Annotated in this window: 19 protein-coding genes; 13 read left to right on the top strand and 6 right to left on the bottom strand. The window is 39.3% G+C overall.

Going from position 1 to position 14543, the window contains the following annotated elements:
- Positions 1–39: 39 nt before the first annotated feature.
- On the top strand, positions 40–501 hold the full coding sequence (locus MHH89_RS11205) for a hypothetical protein (RefSeq protein WP_339244127.1): 462 nt from the start codon (positions 40–42) through the stop codon (positions 499–501).
- Positions 502–1141: 640 nt separating this feature from the next.
- Here the strand turns inward: MHH89_RS11205 and MHH89_RS11200 are convergent.
- Positions 1142–1381, bottom strand: a complete 240-nt coding sequence (locus MHH89_RS11200) for a hypothetical protein (protein WP_076218173.1) — start codon at positions 1379–1381, stop codon at positions 1142–1144.
- Between the two features lie 490 nt (positions 1382–1871).
- Here MHH89_RS11200 and MHH89_RS11195 point away from each other — a divergent pair, with 490 nt between their 5' ends.
- The 3 genes from MHH89_RS11195 to MHH89_RS11185 all read left to right on the top strand — a co-directional run bounded on the left by MHH89_RS11195 (position 1872) and on the right by MHH89_RS11185 (position 3573).
- Positions 1872–2387, top strand: coding sequence for a GNAT family N-acetyltransferase (locus MHH89_RS11195; protein WP_076183033.1), 516 nt, complete (start codon positions 1872–1874; stop codon positions 2385–2387).
- A 48-nt stretch (positions 2388–2435) separates the two neighbouring features.
- Complete coding sequence (locus MHH89_RS11190; RefSeq protein WP_341087135.1) at positions 2436–2924, top strand: LURP-one-related/scramblase family protein; 489 nt, start codon at positions 2436–2438, stop codon at positions 2922–2924.
- Positions 2925–3183: 259 nt separating this feature from the next.
- On the top strand, positions 3184–3573 hold the full coding sequence (locus tag MHH89_RS11185; RefSeq protein WP_341087134.1) for a collagen-like protein: 390 nt from the start codon (positions 3184–3186) through the stop codon (positions 3571–3573).
- A gap of 203 nt (positions 3574–3776) precedes the next feature.
- On the opposite strand, the gene MHH89_RS11180 is transcribed toward MHH89_RS11185, so the two are convergent.
- Positions 3777–4676, bottom strand: a complete 900-nt coding sequence (locus MHH89_RS11180) for a LysR family transcriptional regulator (RefSeq protein ID WP_076218169.1) — start codon at positions 4674–4676, stop codon at positions 3777–3779.
- Between the two features lie 136 nt (positions 4677–4812).
- Between MHH89_RS11180 and MHH89_RS11175 the strand changes: the two genes are divergently transcribed.
- From MHH89_RS11175 to MHH89_RS11160, 4 genes are all read left to right on the top strand, one after another.
- Positions 4813–5124 carry an antibiotic biosynthesis monooxygenase family protein gene (locus tag MHH89_RS11175; RefSeq protein ID WP_340010623.1) on the top strand — a complete coding sequence of 104 codons (312 nt, stop codon included), beginning with the start codon at positions 4813–4815 and terminating at the stop codon, positions 5122–5124.
- Positions 5125–5280: 156 nt separating this feature from the next.
- Positions 5281–5766 (top strand): GNAT family N-acetyltransferase, encoded by a 486-nt coding sequence (locus tag MHH89_RS11170; protein WP_076127339.1) that lies wholly within the window; start codon positions 5281–5283, stop codon positions 5764–5766.
- Positions 5767–5957: 191 nt separating this feature from the next.
- Positions 5958–6398 carry a 3-hydroxyacyl-ACP dehydratase FabZ gene (fabZ, locus tag MHH89_RS11165; protein WP_076127337.1) on the top strand — a complete coding sequence of 147 codons (441 nt, stop codon included), beginning with the start codon at positions 5958–5960 and terminating at the stop codon, positions 6396–6398.
- The gene (locus MHH89_RS11160; RefSeq protein WP_076127335.1) at positions 6395–6994 is read left to right on the top strand and encodes a chorismate mutase; all 600 of its coding nucleotides are present in this window, start codon (positions 6395–6397) and stop codon (positions 6992–6994) included. The genes fabZ and MHH89_RS11160 overlap by 4 nt, the downstream gene beginning before the upstream one ends.
- Positions 6995–7165: 171 nt before the next feature.
- On the opposite strand, the gene MHH89_RS11155 is transcribed toward MHH89_RS11160, so the two are convergent.
- On the bottom strand, positions 7166–7585 hold the full coding sequence (locus tag MHH89_RS11155) for a hypothetical protein (RefSeq protein WP_076127333.1): 420 nt from the start codon (positions 7583–7585) through the stop codon (positions 7166–7168).
- A gap of 325 nt (positions 7586–7910) precedes the next feature.
- On the opposite strand from MHH89_RS11155, the gene MHH89_RS11150 reads away from it, so the two are divergent.
- From MHH89_RS11150 to MHH89_RS11135, 4 genes are all read left to right on the top strand, one after another.
- Positions 7911–9149, top strand: a complete 1239-nt coding sequence (locus MHH89_RS11150; protein ID WP_076127331.1) for an ATP-binding protein — start codon at positions 7911–7913, stop codon at positions 9147–9149.
- 122 nt (positions 9150–9271) lie between these two features.
- Positions 9272–9925 carry a DUF421 domain-containing protein gene (locus MHH89_RS11145; protein ID WP_076190621.1) on the top strand — a complete coding sequence of 218 codons (654 nt, stop codon included), beginning with the start codon at positions 9272–9274 and terminating at the stop codon, positions 9923–9925.
- Between the two features lie 94 nt (positions 9926–10019).
- Entirely contained in the window at positions 10020–10289 is a 270-nt protein-coding gene (locus MHH89_RS11140; protein WP_076127327.1) for a hypothetical protein, read from the top strand.
- Positions 10290–10329: 40 nt separating this feature from the next.
- The gene (locus MHH89_RS11135; protein ID WP_076127325.1) at positions 10330–10803 is read left to right on the top strand and encodes a GNAT family N-acetyltransferase; all 474 of its coding nucleotides are present in this window, start codon (positions 10330–10332) and stop codon (positions 10801–10803) included.
- Between the two features lie 68 nt (positions 10804–10871).
- Here MHH89_RS11135 and MHH89_RS11130 read toward each other — a convergent pair whose 3' ends face one another.
- Together MHH89_RS11130 and MHH89_RS11125 are read right to left on the bottom strand one after the other, a co-directional pair.
- Positions 10872–12290 (bottom strand): MDR family MFS transporter, encoded by a 1419-nt coding sequence (locus tag MHH89_RS11130; protein ID WP_445739140.1) that lies wholly within the window; start codon positions 12288–12290, stop codon positions 10872–10874.
- A 79-nt stretch (positions 12291–12369) separates the two neighbouring features.
- Positions 12370–12795: a MarR family winged helix-turn-helix transcriptional regulator gene (locus MHH89_RS11125; RefSeq protein ID WP_076127321.1), complete on the bottom strand. Its 426-nt coding sequence runs from the start codon at positions 12793–12795 to the stop codon at positions 12370–12372.
- Positions 12796–13066: 271 nt separating this feature from the next.
- On the opposite strand from MHH89_RS11125, the gene MHH89_RS11120 reads away from it, so the two are divergent.
- Positions 13067–13147, top strand: a complete 81-nt coding sequence (locus tag MHH89_RS11120) for a YjcZ family sporulation protein (RefSeq protein WP_232061537.1) — start codon at positions 13067–13069, stop codon at positions 13145–13147.
- 96 nt (positions 13148–13243) lie between these two features.
- Here the strand turns inward: MHH89_RS11120 and MHH89_RS11115 are convergent, their stop codons facing one another.
- Positions 13244–14299, bottom strand: coding sequence for an ankyrin repeat domain-containing protein (locus MHH89_RS11115; RefSeq protein WP_340033297.1), 1056 nt, complete (start codon positions 14297–14299; stop codon positions 13244–13246).
- Positions 14300–14543 lie beyond the last annotated feature (244 nt).

The following is a 14543-nucleotide window of genomic DNA, read 5'->3' as shown; positions in this document are numbered from 1 at the left end:
ATATAGTAAGTTATAATAGTCTGAGAAAGTGAGGGGGTTATGGAAAATATAGGTGCTTATAAGGTGAGTCGTCCGTCGTTAATGTCGCTTCTGTTTTCTATGATTTTTTCAAGTGGCATACTATTGTTAAATACCAGAAATAATATGGAGTATAAAGTATTACTTTATTTTGGTTATATATGGTCGGCTTTCTGTCTGATTGTTGTAATCATATTGCTCTATAGGATCATTACGATTAGAAAGTTCATTGAGGTTCGGATTCATCCGGACGCTATAATAGTAGAAAACAAAGAAATTCAAGCGAATCAAATTGATAATATTTATGTAAAGGGCTATTTCATACCCGTAATAGGCATTAAACCTGTAGATCACAAATTTCCTCCCTATAAATTATGTTTTAGTTTTCTTGACGACGAATACAAAGGAATGAAAGAACTAACCGCATGGGCCGAAAGTAATCAGATTAAACTATCTAAAAAAAGATTTATGAGATGGCTTTAACCGGGCTCTGACCAGTCCACCATACTGCGCTATATGCGCATTGCGGAAAGGATGGGTGTCCCAAAAGCCGAAAATGGCTGCTGGGGCACCTCATTTTTTTTGCTCCATCATCGTCCCCCAAACGTCGCTCGTTTCCTCCATCCGCGAATCCTGAAACTTCGTTTGCTTCCTCCATCATCAAGAACCCTCTACTTTTGTCACCTCCGCTATCCCCAAAAAAAAACTACACTTTCTTCGATCATATTTGCACACCCGTAAGCATCTATCGGACTCAGATGACCCTTAGACGCGTCATATCCCACTTTTGGAATTCTAACGGACCGCATAGCCGTTATTGGCCTGAAAAACACCCCAAAAGCAGCCTTTTTGAAGGAATAACTGCACTAGAGTCCGAAACCTTGCTCCAAAGCCGAAATATTCGCAAATAACGTCATCTGGGTCCGAAAGTAACCATCTTCCATCATCGAATTCCCAAACCTCGTTCGCTTCCTCTATCCACGAATCCTCATACTTCGTTTGCTACTGCTATCACCGGTTTTCCAAACCCCGCTGACTTTCTCCATCGTAGACCCGCAAATCTCGCCGATCTATTCTCCATCACCGATTTCTCAAAGTTGGCTCACTTCCACTATCATCACCTTTAAGCCACGCTTTCTTGGATCAAATTTGCGCGCCCGGAAGCATCTAACGGACTCAGATGACCCTTAGACGCGCCATATCCCACTTTTGGAACCCTAACGGACCGCATAGCCGTTATTGGCCTGAAAAACACCCCAAAAGAAGCCTTTTCGAGGGAATAGCTGCACTGGGGTCCGAAACCTTGCTCCAAAGCCGAAATCTTCGCAAATAACGTCATCTGGGTCCGAAAAGTAACCGTCATCCATCATCAAACTCCCAAGCCACACTTTCTTCGACCACGTTTGCGCGCCCGGTAGCATCTAACGGACTCAGATGCCCCTTAGACGCGTCATATCTCACTTTTGGAATCCTAACGGACCGCATAGCCGTTATTAGCCTGAAAAACACCCCGAAAGCAGCCTTTTCGGGGGAATAACTGCACTGGGGTCCGAAACCTTGCTCCAAAGCCGAAATATTCGCAAATAACGTCATCTGGGTCCGAAAGTAACCGCCATCCATCATCGAATCCCCAAAACCTCGTTCGCTTCCCCTTTTGGAGTTCTGACTGCCGCATAGAGACTGATTACGCCAATACGCGAATAGGTAGAATGAATGGTAAATCCTTAGTTTTTTTGTTGCAAATACAACAATTATGGTATACTATTTTCCTGTCACATCTGCATAACACCATATAATTAGAGCTCGAAATAAGAGTTTATTTGTAAATTGATATTTTAAAAGGAGAAAACGATATGGCTATCAATATAAAAAAGTGCACGTTCGAAGATCTAGGTTCACTTCAAGGAATTAGTGTTGAAACATTTAATGAGACATTTAGTAATCAAAATTCACCTGAAAATATGAAGGCCTACCTGGATAGAGCATTTAACTTAAAACAATTAGAAAAAGAATTGTCGGATAGCTCATCAGAATTCTATTTTATTTATTTTAATGAAGAAATCGCTGGGTATTTAAAGGTAAACACCGAGGATGCTCAATCTGAAGTAATGGGTAATGATTCACTTGAAGTCGAGAGGATCTATATTAGAAAAAAATTTCATAAACAGGGGCTTGGGAAATATCTAATAAATAAAGCTATAGAAATAGCGGTACAATGTAATAAAGAGAAGATTTGGTTAGGGGTTTGGGAAAAAAATAAAAACGCTATTAGCTTTTATGAAAAAATGAAGTTTGTTCATACAGGAACTCATTCTTTTTATATGGGTGAAGAAGAACAAATAGATTTTATTATGACAAAACAACTATAACATTTGTCTAAAATGATGTTAACTAAGAGGAACGATAGGAGGCTTAGAATGAAGCAACTTTATATAAAACAAAAGGTATTCAGTCTAAGTGGTAAATTCACGGTAAAGAATCTGCAGGAGCAAGATGTCTATTACGTAGAGGGCAGTTTTATGCAAATTCCCAAGACATTCTCCATCATGAATACAACAAGAGATGAAGTCGCACTTATTACGAAAAAAGTGTTCAGTTTTTTACCAAAGTTTTTTGTAGAAGTAGATGGTCGAGAGGTATTGACGATTAAGAAGGAGTTTTCTTTCTTTAAAGCACGTTATACGATTGATGCGGCTGACATTGAGGTACATGGTAATTGGTGGGACATGGATTTTCAGGTTTTACAGCATGGTGTAGTCATCGGTAAAGTGAACAAAGAGTGGTTCACTTGGGGTGATAGCTATAAGGTTCAAATATTGAAGGATGAGATGGAGACGCTCATGATTGCGTTCGTTGTCGCTATTGATTGTGTGAAGGCTGACCAGGCATCTACATCACATCAGTGAAGATTCAATATTAAAGTTAAAAACTTAGTAAGGTGATGTGGACGGAAAAAATTCAGCAGGTAAAGCTGAGTGTAATTGGTCAGTTTATCTATGATGCGCTGAACGTACCATAAGTAGAGGCAAATTAGGTTTCTGATAGTGCCTATGTTAGATCTTATTGTTGATTTTCATTTTTTGAAAAAACGCCTATTGCGCCCAAACGCTCTCTCCGCGAATGCATATGATGATTATGCCTACTCATTGAAAGGAGCGATCACATATGGGATTTTTTCCAACACCGGGAGCCGGAGGGGGATTTCCAGGATTCCCAGGCGGACCAGGCGGACCTGGCGTGCCAGGAGGACCAGGGTTTCCGGGTGGAACCCCCGGACAATTTCCGGGGGGTGCACCGGGAGGCGTTCAAGCGCCGACGGCTCCTCCACCGCAATTCGTGCCACAAATGTCGTCTACCACATTTGCCATTGATCCCGGCGGGATCAGACGCTGCCTGTTCCGCAACACATACATTTGGCTGAACAACGGCGAGCAATTCTGGTTCTTTCCGGTTTTCGTCGGACGTAATTCTATTGCAGGGTTCAGATGGAATGGTTTTTTCTGGTCGTACTTCGGCATTGATTTGAATCGGATTAGCTCGTTCACGTGCTTCTAAGGCAGACAGCGATAGAGAACAGCCAGCAGGCTGTTCTCTATGTTGTGCAAATTATCGTGTCCCGGGAGTTGTGAATTTCGCAAAAGATACATAGTGAAGAATCGTTTCCCCTGACGCTAACGTTAATGCTGGATCAAAAAAAGGGACTACTCTGCGAAGGATAGCCTTAAAGCTTGCCGTTACAGACAGCGCGTTGAGCCATCTCATAAATCACGGTAATGCGGAGGAATGGGCACGTTGGTGATCCATTGTGTTATGAATTCAATTAGTTTTTTTGCCGCTGGAGAGGCATTTTTAATGGAGGCGGCTGCAATACCAATAGAACGATAATACTCGCCTTCCAATGGGCGATAACATACATTGTCGGGGAGATGTGACAAAATCATTTCTGGGAGAATACTTAACCCTAAACCATTTTGTACCATGGCGATTATGGCATGATCATCTTCTAATTCATATTTGATCGTGGGTGTGAGTTTATTTTGCGAGAAAATTCGCTTTACATCGGTGTCACAACCCGCAATGGGCATGATAAAAGGTTCATCAATCAATTGCTCAAGGCGGATGGTTGATTGGCGTTCGAGAGGGTGATTTTGCCACATAATGCAGACCATCCTATCTTTTTGAAGAGGGACCACATGAAAAGCATCTCGAGTAGGCAGATTAACAAATCCCAAGTCAGCGGTTCCATCGGCAATCCATTCTTCTATTTCAGAGTAGTTACCATCAAGTAGTTTTATTTCAATATGTGGAAACTGATTTTGAAATTGTTTAATGATTTGAGGCATCCATTGGATCGATACACTAGAGAAAGTACCTATTTTCACAGTTCCGATTTCGACACCCTTTAATGCAGCTACTTCTTGATTGAGTTTTTCATTAAGTTGCAGGATTTCTCTGATATGTGGGATTAAACGTTCGCCATCGTTGGTTAACCGGATACCCGATCTGTTTCTTATGAGAAGACACAGTCCGAATTCAGCTTCTAAGCTTGAAAGCGCATGACTGATGGCTGATTGTGTTAAATTTAATATCTCTCCTGTTTTGGTAATGCTGCCGATCTCAACTACCTTACTGAAAATTTGATATTTTAAAAGATTCATAATGATTTCTCTCCTCAATAATGTATGAAAAAAATTCATTAAACTAACGATTAATATTCATTATTTTTATCTTAATTATAATAGTATAATCTGTTTTATATAAAAACATCTACGATTAAAGGGGAGTTTGAGCGGAATGGTTCATGAATCAAACGGATCTTATTATGCAGTCATATTTTCAAGTCAACGTACGGAGGGGGATAACGGGTATAACATTATGGCTGAAAAAATGGAGCAGCTTGCCTCCGGGCAACCTGGGTTTTTAGGAGTGGAGAGTGTCAGGGATTCTTCAGGAGCGGGTATTACGATTTCTTATTGGGAGAGCTTGGACGCGATTAGGAACTGGAAACAGCATCAATCTCACAAAGTTGCTCAGGAGAAAGGTAAGAAAGAATGGTACCAAAATTACAAAGTAAAAATTTGTAAAGTTGAAAGAGAGTATTCTTGAGTGGTAACATATTACTGCAAAGTCATTGGGAATCAATCCATCGAAGCGTACAACAACAATCATTTTATTTCTCAAAAGGATGCAAAGAAACTTATTCGAGAAAATAGAAGAGTCCGTTAATAATTAGATAAAATATAGATATGGGATGATTTTTAGATGAACTATCAAATTAAAAGGGCGACCCTTGAGGAAAAAGAAATCCTCAACAACCTAATGCAATTTTATATGTATGATTTCTCCGAGTATATGGATTTGCACCTTGAAGAAAACGGAAAATTTAATGATTATCCTCTCAACGATTACTGGACAGAAGAATCGAATTTCCCATATCTGTTAACTCTGAATGGGAAAAATGCTGGATTCGTTTTAGTCAAAATAAAAAATAGAGATGATGATTTATACTTTTCCATTGCAGAGTTTTTTATTATAAAAAAGTATCGGAGAGTAGGATTAGGTAGACTAGTTGCAAAAGATATTTTTAATATACATAAGGGGCAATGGGAAGTTTACCAAATAGATAATAACGAGCCCGCACAACGCTTTTGGAAAAAGGTGATAGAGGAATACACTGGCGGAAAATTCACTGAACGAATTGAAGCAGGGAGAAAGACACAGGTGTTTGTTAATCGAGTTGAATCTTAAGCTAGGGTACAATAGATCAATAAAAAGCGGCAGTCGTGGACTTTATTTTCTAGTCCAGGGTTGCCGTTGTTTTTTTAGGATCTCCAGAAGTGATGTTATAGGCCAGTTGTCCGGGTATTTTTGAGTAGTACAAAATCACTTCTGATGTTAAAATTACCCAAAAAGTATTTTAGGAGGCTAAGACGGGAATTATGCTAAATATACAGCAGATTGTAGAACTTATTCCTCATCGGTATCCGTTTATTTTAGTGGACAGAATTATAGAGCTGGAGGAGAACAAAAGAGCAGTAGGTATTAAAAATGTATCCATTAATGAACCGTTTTTTAGCGGCCATTTTCCTGAGCATCCTGTTATGCCGGGTGTTTTAATTGTGGAGGCATTAGCCCAGGTAGGCGGAATCACAATGTGCAAAAACGAGAAGCTGATGGGCAAGATAGGGTTATTAGTTGGCATTGATAATGCCCGTTTTAAGCGCCAAGTAACGCCTGGGGATCAGCTTCTTCTCGAATTCGAAGTCAATCGGATGAAAGGTGAAATTGTAAAAGGCAAAGGCACCGCAACAGTAAATAGTGAGCTTGTATGTGAAGCTGAGATTTCTTTTGCATTTGTGCAAAAAGGAGGTTCAAAATGAAAAGGATGCCGTTTGTACGACCAACCGAACATTACGATCTGCAAATTAAGGATATTGACGAGCAAATATGTGCATTGATTAAGCAACGAAAGGAAATCTCGAATAATAATCCAGGATTCCCACCGTTTGAATCTATCTCTAAATGGGCAGAAAATTATGAGCTCTATGAGGATTTTTTGAAAGCGGTATTTGGGACGTTGCTAAGTGAAGATCATTTTAAACCGATGGTTGAGCCAATTGATTTTAGAAAACATATTGCAGTTCTTAAATCAATTGAGAAAGATGGATTTTTTTATACACTGACCTCTATACGCCAATATAGTAATGCTAGTGTGGTCACCCTTAATATAGATTGGGACATGACAACTGAGCTTCCAACAAATTCTCATAACCATAGCTTTTTCGAGCTGTTTATAGGCGAAGAATATGATAGTCGAATGATGAATGGCGGAAGTTCAACCGGAAAAGCTTCTTATAATTACGTAATTTCTCCACCGCTCTCTGACGATCCTTCAGGTGTTATATTAGAGTTCAGGGAACATGGTAAACCCTTCAAGAACAATGAGACAGGAAATCAAATTGTTTTTAGGCTGTAGTACTTATTTCTTCTCCGGAAAATATTGCTTATAGCTATCTCCATTGCTATTATCAAAAGTGGAGATCCGAGCGAAGTTAGTTTGACTCCGCTCCATATCACAGTTAACGGATTTTTAGTGAAATAAAAACCGGCCATCCTGAGGGGATGGCTGTTTTCTGTGTAAGACAACTTAATGATTCATTTCCGAATGCGTTCCTTCCTCAGGAGATTTGCCTTCTGGTGGGATCCAAACGATTTGATGAATATTATTGTCTGCTACTAAATAGGTATAAGCCCAGCCCGCTTCATTTTTAAATCTAACCGTTAAATGATAAGGATTATATTGTCTACCTTCTGGCCGGCTAATCTCCCACTCTTGATAAGGGTATTTTTTCTCCAGATATTGATTAAGTTGTTCTGTTTTTTTAGAAACTTGAAACTCAATCCAAACGGGACGAATCGCAAAGGATAAAAGCAAAAGTAATGTTAATATAGAGGCTACGATTAAACCGAGTTTTCTAATCCTCGTAGGTGAAACTAATACTATAACAAAAATGACAAGGACAAACCCAACCGACGTTACAATTTCGATTACGGTTATGGGATGCAATGAAATCCTCTCCTTCTCTCAGATACAGAAAGGTGGCAGCTCTAGAATTATGAGCCCTTAAAAACTACGAAGGTACAGTTTACAATTTAGATATTCAGGAATACGAAAATTGATGACCCCAAACAGATTTCAGATGTCTGTATTTTTTTGCTAATTGTGGTTCTATAGTATGATTTTTTGGGATTATTTGAAAAATGGTTGAGAAATACATAGTGTATAGTCAATACTGTGACTTATAATGTTAGCTTAGGTAATGATCTAAAACTCTTAATATAACCTTGAATATATTCATTTACGCAGCAAAAGGCTGAAAGGAAGTCATCTCTTGTTTGAAACCCTACTTTTAAATTTTTTGTTTTTGCTTTTTCCAGTATTAACATTTCTAATATTCTTTGAGAATCGGGCCTATTCCTACAATAGATTGATTCTCGTTTTTATGTCTGCAGTGACCATGAGTCTCTGTATTGCAAAACCTATCAGACTTGAAATTGGCTATATTTTTGATTTAAGGTACATTCCGTTTATTATTGTGGCACTGTTTGGAGGATATAGGAACGTTCTTCCTCTATATATTATTTTGAATGCTTACAGATTCTATGTGGGTGGAGGTGGAGTATTTTATTCGTTTCTATTTGCGACAGCGATTCTGATTTTGGTGCCGTTATATAAAAATAGATTTTTAAAATTACCATCGAAGGGCCGTGTGATTGCGGCAAGTCTGATTGCTTTGCTAATTATGGGGGTTTATCTGTTAATTTTAGGTTTTGTTCAGGATTCCTTAGACAGGCAATTTTGGATTCTTTCATTAAATGCGTTGACAACTCATGTTGGGGTGATGAGTGTCATTATGATTTTGATTGAGAAAATTATCTCCAATATTAAAAATCGGGAACGGATTGTCCAATCGGAAAGATTAAATGTCGTCAGCGAGCTAGCGGCAAGTGTATCCCATGAGATCAGAAATCCACTTACAGTGACTAGTGGTTTTTTGCAGCTATTAAATAAATCTAAAACGATGACGCCAGAGGAAAAGGGCTTTGTAGAGTTATCTCTACAAGAGCTACAGCGAGCAGAAAAAATTGTAAGTGATTATCTCTCCTTTGCCAAGCCACAATCTGAAAACATGGTTTACTCCAATATGAAGGCAGAATCAGAATATACTAAAAATATCATAATGCCTTATGCCACTATGCACAAAGTAGATGTCCAATTTAGTTTTAATAATTCGTTAAATAAAAACTATGACCGAAACCAGATTCAGCAGTGTCTAATTAATTTATATAAAAATGGTATAGAAGCGATGAAGGAAACCGATGGCGGTACGCTATTTATCGATATATTTGAAAAAAAACAAAATATTATGATCAGTATTAAAGATAACGGAGTCGGCATGACTAAAGATGAAATATCGCGACTCGGTAAGCCGTATTATTCGACTAAAGCAGAAGGAACGGGGCTGGGTATGCTTATGGTCTACAGTACCGTCGATAAAGTGAAAGGAACTATTGAAGTCGATAGTGAAAAAGGCAAAGGGACAACGTTCCTTATAACTATCCCAACATAGGCAAGTTGCAGAGAGTATCTTTTGCTGTTTATACCCCACTAGGAGTGTGTAATACCTCTCATGAATGGATTTCGTGTAAAAAGGGCAATGAGCCTGTACGAGTCCCATCTGGAGGTGCAGCAATGGAGATATTTGTATCTATAGGCGTCAAATTGGTCATCAGCTTTTTTGGTTTGTGGATCATTACCTTTATTACCGGCCGCAAGACGCTTAGTCAATTGACACCACTCGATTTTCTGTCTTCATTGATTTTAAGTGAAATTGTCGGCAATACGATATATGATGATGAGGTGAAGATCTGGCATCTGCTGTTTGCTCTTTTTATTTGGACCGCATTATCTTATCTGTTCGAAAAGGTGACCACCCATTTTGTGAAATTCGGGAACATGGCGGAAGGCCGGACAGTGCTGCTAATTGACGATGGCAAAGTGAATCAGGATTTGTTGGAGAAATACGATATTGAGTATACCCAACTGCTGTTCATGCTGAGGCAACAAAATATCTTCTCCCTAAGTGAAGTACGGTATGCTCTGCTTGAAACGAACGGCTCTCTATCGGTTATGCGCAAGTCTGAAGCTGAGCAGTCTTCTGCTTTTTCCATAACAGTTATTGATAAAGGCAGGGTACTGGAAGAGTCCATGCGGGGCAGATCGATGAACAAGGAGCAGATTCAGGAACGCGTCAGAGAGTCTGGTTATAATTGCATTGAGGATATTGCCTATGCTGAATATAAAGAAGACGGAACGCTCTATATCCTTCCCAAAAACAAACCATAAATCAACATGATGAGACGCTGGAGCCGGGAGGCTCAAGTGTCTTTATTTGAAATCAGGAGTGCCCAGTGGATAATAAATTTTAATGGAGGTATGGATGATTAGTTTAGGATTATGGATCTTAACCGCTCTAATTGTGCTAGTTGTTGTAATGTTTCACGCAGGAGCATTATTAGATTTTATCCGGCCTAGTGTGCTACAAACTCAACTTTTTGGTCTTCACATTACATTGTTTGGAGTAGTTGTGATATTAGCCTATGAGGGTGGTCACGGGATAGGCGTTTTTATTGGATTAATTGGACTGTTTACGGGGATCTTGGGCTCTTTTAGAGATTCCTCTAAACCGAAGGATAAAAAGAATATCTGACAGCTTATATATTTACTAACTTTCGGAGGGGTATAACTTTATGGAGATTTCTTTATGTAAAGCAGACGCGAGCGACGCAGAGTTTATTCATGAAATGCAAGTCAAAGCCTTTATGCCATTGCTGGAGAAATATAAAGATTATGAAACCAGCCCAGCCAATGAATCTGTGGAACAAATCAGGGATCGAATTAATCAGTCTTTTGCAGATTATTATATGATTAAGTATTTTGATATTGCTGTGGGCGGTGTCCGTATCGTTAAAAAGGATAATAAAGCTTATCGGGTCAGCATCATCTTTATATTGCCAGAACACCATGGAAAGGGGATTGCCCAGCAGGTTTTTGCAATCATTGAACAGAGATATAAAGATGCAAAGAAATGGGAGCTGGATAGTATTATACAGGAGCAAAGAAATTGCTATTTATATGAAAAGTTAGGGTATAGAAGCACGGGGGAAACCAAAAAAATAAATGACAACTTAACATTAGTTTTTTATGAAAAACATATGAGTTAAAGCCTTAGGGTTATACTTTAAAAAAAGACAGCGGGCAGTTCATGTCCACTGTCTTTTTCACATACAAATCAATACACTCGAATACGCTTCACAAATAACGATATAATCAATCCAATACCTGCAATTGCTGCGATAAATAAGTAAGCATGTGTAATTCCAGCGGTTAATATTTCAGGCTGTGCAGCGGTTGGATGTGTGTTTGCAAATCGTGTTTGTCCGCTAGACATTAGCGTAACAGCGAACGTTGTACCAAGAGCACCTGCAATTTGCTGAAGTGTACTCATAACAGCAGCTCCATCCGGATAGTATTTCACGGGTAATTGATTTAACCCATTGGTTTGAGCGGGCATAATGACCATAGCTAATCCGATAAACATTGCGCAGTGTATTAAAATAAAGGTTAGGCTACTGGTTTCAGTAGAGTTTCTTGTAAATAGAAAACCAGCAATGGTTGCGATAAAAAATCCAAGCGGCAGCAATAATTTCGGACCGTATTTATCGAATACTCTACCCGTAACTGGAGCCATAGCCCCGTTAATAACACTGCCTGGAAGAAGTAGAGTACCAGCCATTGTGGCCGATAACAATAAACCTCCTTTTAAATATAAAGGTAATAAAATTGCAGAAGATAAAATGATCATCATCCCTAAAAAGAGCATTATAAGACCTATCGTAAACATAGGATATTTAAATACCCGTAAATTCAGCATTGGGGTTTCCAATTTAAATTGCCGTAATACAAACAAAATCAAGCTGATGAAACCAATAATAAGAGGCAGCAAAACAATGATTTCACTCAAAGAATGATCAGCAAAGTTACTAAAACCAAAGACGATTCCACCAAATCCAAGAGTAGAAAGCAAGATGGATAAAATATCAATTTTAGGTTTTGTGATGTTGGCTACATTTTTGATGAATGTTAATCCGAAACCTAATGTAAATAACAATAAAGGTAAGCTTATCCAAAAGATATACTCCCAGCCCAAATGATCTACAATTAAACCAGATAGAGTAGGTCCAAGGGCCGGTGCACACATAATAACGAGTCCCATCATTCCCATGACAGTTCCGCGTTTATGTGCAGGAAAAATAATAAGAATAATATTGGTCATTAATGGAAGCAATAAGCCTGTCCCTAAGGCTTGCACTAATCGTGCAATTAATAATGAGGTGAAATTAGGCGAGAGGGCAGCAATTAATGTACCGACGATAGATAATAGCAAGGAAGCTGTGAATAATTGTCTAGTGGTAAACCATTGCATTAATAGGGCGGATATTGGAACGAGGATACCTAATACAAGTAAATATCCTGTGGTTAGCCACTGAACCGTTGAGGCGTTGATTGAAAATTCATCCATTAAATTTGTAAAAGCCATGTTTAAGGCGGTTTCACTAAATAGCCCGACGAATGCACCTAACATAAGCGAGAAGGCCATGAGGGCTGGACGTTTAACTTGAACAGTTGATGATGATTCCATAATAATGATGAACCTCTTTTCAGAATTTTGATTCGTATTATTTTTGCATGATAGATGATATATCAACTATAAGGGGGAGAGAAATGCTTTAAGCATCTCTTACATTATCCTGCACACGAGTTAACAAAGTCTTAAGTGTTGAATAATCCACAGGAGATAGTCCTGTTGCGATAACTTCGTTTAATTTAATAGTCACCTCATTTATTGTAGACTCTAATTTTCTGCCTTCGTCTGTGACAAAAACATTTACTGAACGACGATCCTGCGTACTTGTTATTTTGCGTATATAACCTTTGCTCTCTAAGCTGGCGATCATTCGGGCAACACTGGCTTTGTCCTTCCCGAGTTTATTAGCAATCTCATTCTGAGATAAACCTTCTTTCTCAAGCAACAAAGCCATAAGTAAATGTTGTTCAGGCGCAAGTCGAACAGGGGCAAGCAATTTTGTTAAATAATTTGCTATTTCCAAATGTAAATCGCGAATAACTAAACCTAGCGGGTCTTTGGAATCCATATGATCTCTCCTAATAGAAGAATAGATGATATATCAACGTTATTGGTTTGTCTATATTAGCATAAAGTAACAGATGCTTGTCAAGGTAAAGAAAATGAATAGAGTCATAGGCTTAGATACAAGCGACAAAGTTATTTAATGCCCAATCACTTGATGATACATAGTCATATGCTGTTGTGAAATTGAAATTTAAAAAAGTAATTAGGGAGGGATTAAAATGGGATATAATTGTGTTGGGGGCGTTCAAGAACAAAAAAAGGCTCCAGTTTGTATTAATCCTTGGACATCAACGGGTACAATTCTTGTGCTTTACATTCTTCTCGTTATTATCCTTAAAACTTGTTGGATCTAGAATATATGCAAATTGACGCCCCAAAGTTTTTTCTTCGGGGCGTTTCTTTGTTTTCTTTAGTTAACTAATAGACAACGTTAAGGATTCTGGATAGACTTAACGGGAATAATCGGGTTGTGTCATAGAAATAGGCTGAGGATTGGCAAGTACCCATCGCACCGCCAGCTCGCATAATCTGGCCGGTTGCTCATTGCCAGCGATGTTGCGGAACCGTTTGGCGAGTGATGTTGCCTCTTGAAGAAGGACGGGCTCTAAAGGCGTTCCCGTGCTAAAATGCCGTATCAGTGCATCCAGCATTTTACGGTAATCGGCATCCCAGTTTCCTCCGCCATTATTAAGGATTTCATGAGACACCCGCCCTGTGATGCGGATAACCTCACCCTGCACCGTTGTCGCGTGTCCTGAAGCAGGGACGAGAAAATCCCACAGCTCTTGGTGCTGTGCGGGCCATGCGGCTTCCGTTACCTCGATAGGAGAGATTCCATCATGTCTCTGCAGTTTCGCTATAGGCTCGACATCAAATTGCCGGTACAGCTCCAGGAGAGCATTTGCAGTTTCCTCCAGTCGATCTTTATTGTAATTTGTTCTGACGAATTCAAAATCCTTGCCGATACGCCGCACGGATTCCTTCATCTCCGGCGTGATTACTGCTCCTGCATCCAGCATAATTCGCGAGATTTCTGCCATGTGAACTATATCGATATTCCGGCATTGTAATAATCCTTTGGCGAGAGGTGTGTTTTTTCGGTTATTTTCTGCATGGACATTTGCGCCGCGTACCACCAGATCACGCACTACTTTTGTTTTGTAAGAAGCTGCTGCTGAGTGCAGCGGTGTCTCATTCTGGTAATCCAGGGCTTCCATATCTGCACCTAGTTCAAGGAGTAAGGGGACATTTCCGGACCAGGTTGCAGCCTGAGCATGAAGAGGGGTACGCTTATAGTTGTCGGCAGCGTTGATGTCAGCACCCTGCTCCACAAGCCAGGAAACCATTTCATCCGGTATTTGCCGGAAGCTGAGGGCGGTACCTTTGCTGTAACCCCCACGGGCATCCCATTCGCATAGCTCAAATACCTCTTTTAAGGCAGATATATCATTCGTTTTAACCAGCTCGGCAAAATTGGCGGGTAATGTTTTTTTCTTTTTGCCCATCTCATTTTTCCGCTCCTTTATTAATAGATAAATAGCAGATAACTTCTTGCAAGTTTATCATATAGGAGAATTGAACACTAATTTATGCAGGACGAAAAGGTTGAAGATATAAACGTAACTTTATTGGAAAAGAGTGGGGTATCGTTTATATGGCGATCCCGAAATCATAGACTATTAGAAAATGAAAACATTAAGCTTGTGTCTTGGAAATATATTCGAGATTTACGAAGGACATCGAAATTAC

This window comes from Paenibacillus sp. FSL H7-0323, assembly GCF_038002725.1.
Classification (GTDB): domain Bacteria; phylum Bacillota; class Bacilli; order Paenibacillales; family Paenibacillaceae; genus Paenibacillus_AQ; species Paenibacillus_AQ odorifer.
Note: the sequence above shows the minus strand (reverse complement) of the source record. Positions and strands in the feature narration are given on the sequence as shown.

Excerpts from the sequence above, each read along its gene's own strand:
- MHH89_RS11205 (WP_339244127.1), top strand. The coding sequence starts at position 40 with ATGGAAAATATAGGTGCTTATAAGGTGAGTCGTCCGTCGTTAATGTCG.
- MHH89_RS11200 (WP_076218173.1), bottom strand. The coding sequence starts at position 1,381 with ATGACGGTTACTTTTCGGACCCAGATGACGTTATTTGCGAAGATTTCG.
- MHH89_RS11195 (WP_076183033.1), top strand. The coding sequence starts at position 1,872 with ATGGCTATCAATATAAAAAAGTGCACGTTCGAAGATCTAGGTTCACTT.
- MHH89_RS11190 (WP_341087135.1), top strand. The coding sequence starts at position 2,436 with ATGAAGCAACTTTATATAAAACAAAAGGTATTCAGTCTAAGTGGTAAA.
- MHH89_RS11185 (WP_341087134.1), top strand. The coding sequence starts at position 3,184 with ATGGGATTTTTTCCAACACCGGGAGCCGGAGGGGGATTTCCAGGATTC.
- MHH89_RS11180 (WP_076218169.1), bottom strand. The coding sequence starts at position 4,676 with ATGAATCTTTTAAAATATCAAATTTTCAGTAAGGTAGTTGAGATCGGC.
- MHH89_RS11175 (WP_340010623.1), top strand. The coding sequence starts at position 4,813 with ATGGTTCATGAATCAAACGGATCTTATTATGCAGTCATATTTTCAAGT.
- MHH89_RS11170 (WP_076127339.1), top strand. The coding sequence starts at position 5,281 with ATGAACTATCAAATTAAAAGGGCGACCCTTGAGGAAAAAGAAATCCTC.
- fabZ (WP_076127337.1), top strand. The coding sequence starts at position 5,958 with ATGCTAAATATACAGCAGATTGTAGAACTTATTCCTCATCGGTATCCG.
- MHH89_RS11160 (WP_076127335.1), top strand. The coding sequence starts at position 6,395 with ATGAAAAGGATGCCGTTTGTACGACCAACCGAACATTACGATCTGCAA.
- MHH89_RS11145 (WP_076190621.1), top strand. The coding sequence starts at position 9,272 with ATGGAGATATTTGTATCTATAGGCGTCAAATTGGTCATCAGCTTTTTT.
- MHH89_RS11140 (WP_076127327.1), top strand. The coding sequence starts at position 10,020 with ATGATTAGTTTAGGATTATGGATCTTAACCGCTCTAATTGTGCTAGTT.
- MHH89_RS11135 (WP_076127325.1), top strand. The coding sequence starts at position 10,330 with ATGGAGATTTCTTTATGTAAAGCAGACGCGAGCGACGCAGAGTTTATT.
- MHH89_RS11125 (WP_076127321.1), bottom strand. The coding sequence starts at position 12,795 with ATGGATTCCAAAGACCCGCTAGGTTTAGTTATTCGCGATTTACATTTG.
- MHH89_RS11115 (WP_340033297.1), bottom strand. The coding sequence starts at position 14,299 with ATGGGCAAAAAGAAAAAAACATTACCCGCCAATTTTGCCGAGCTGGTT.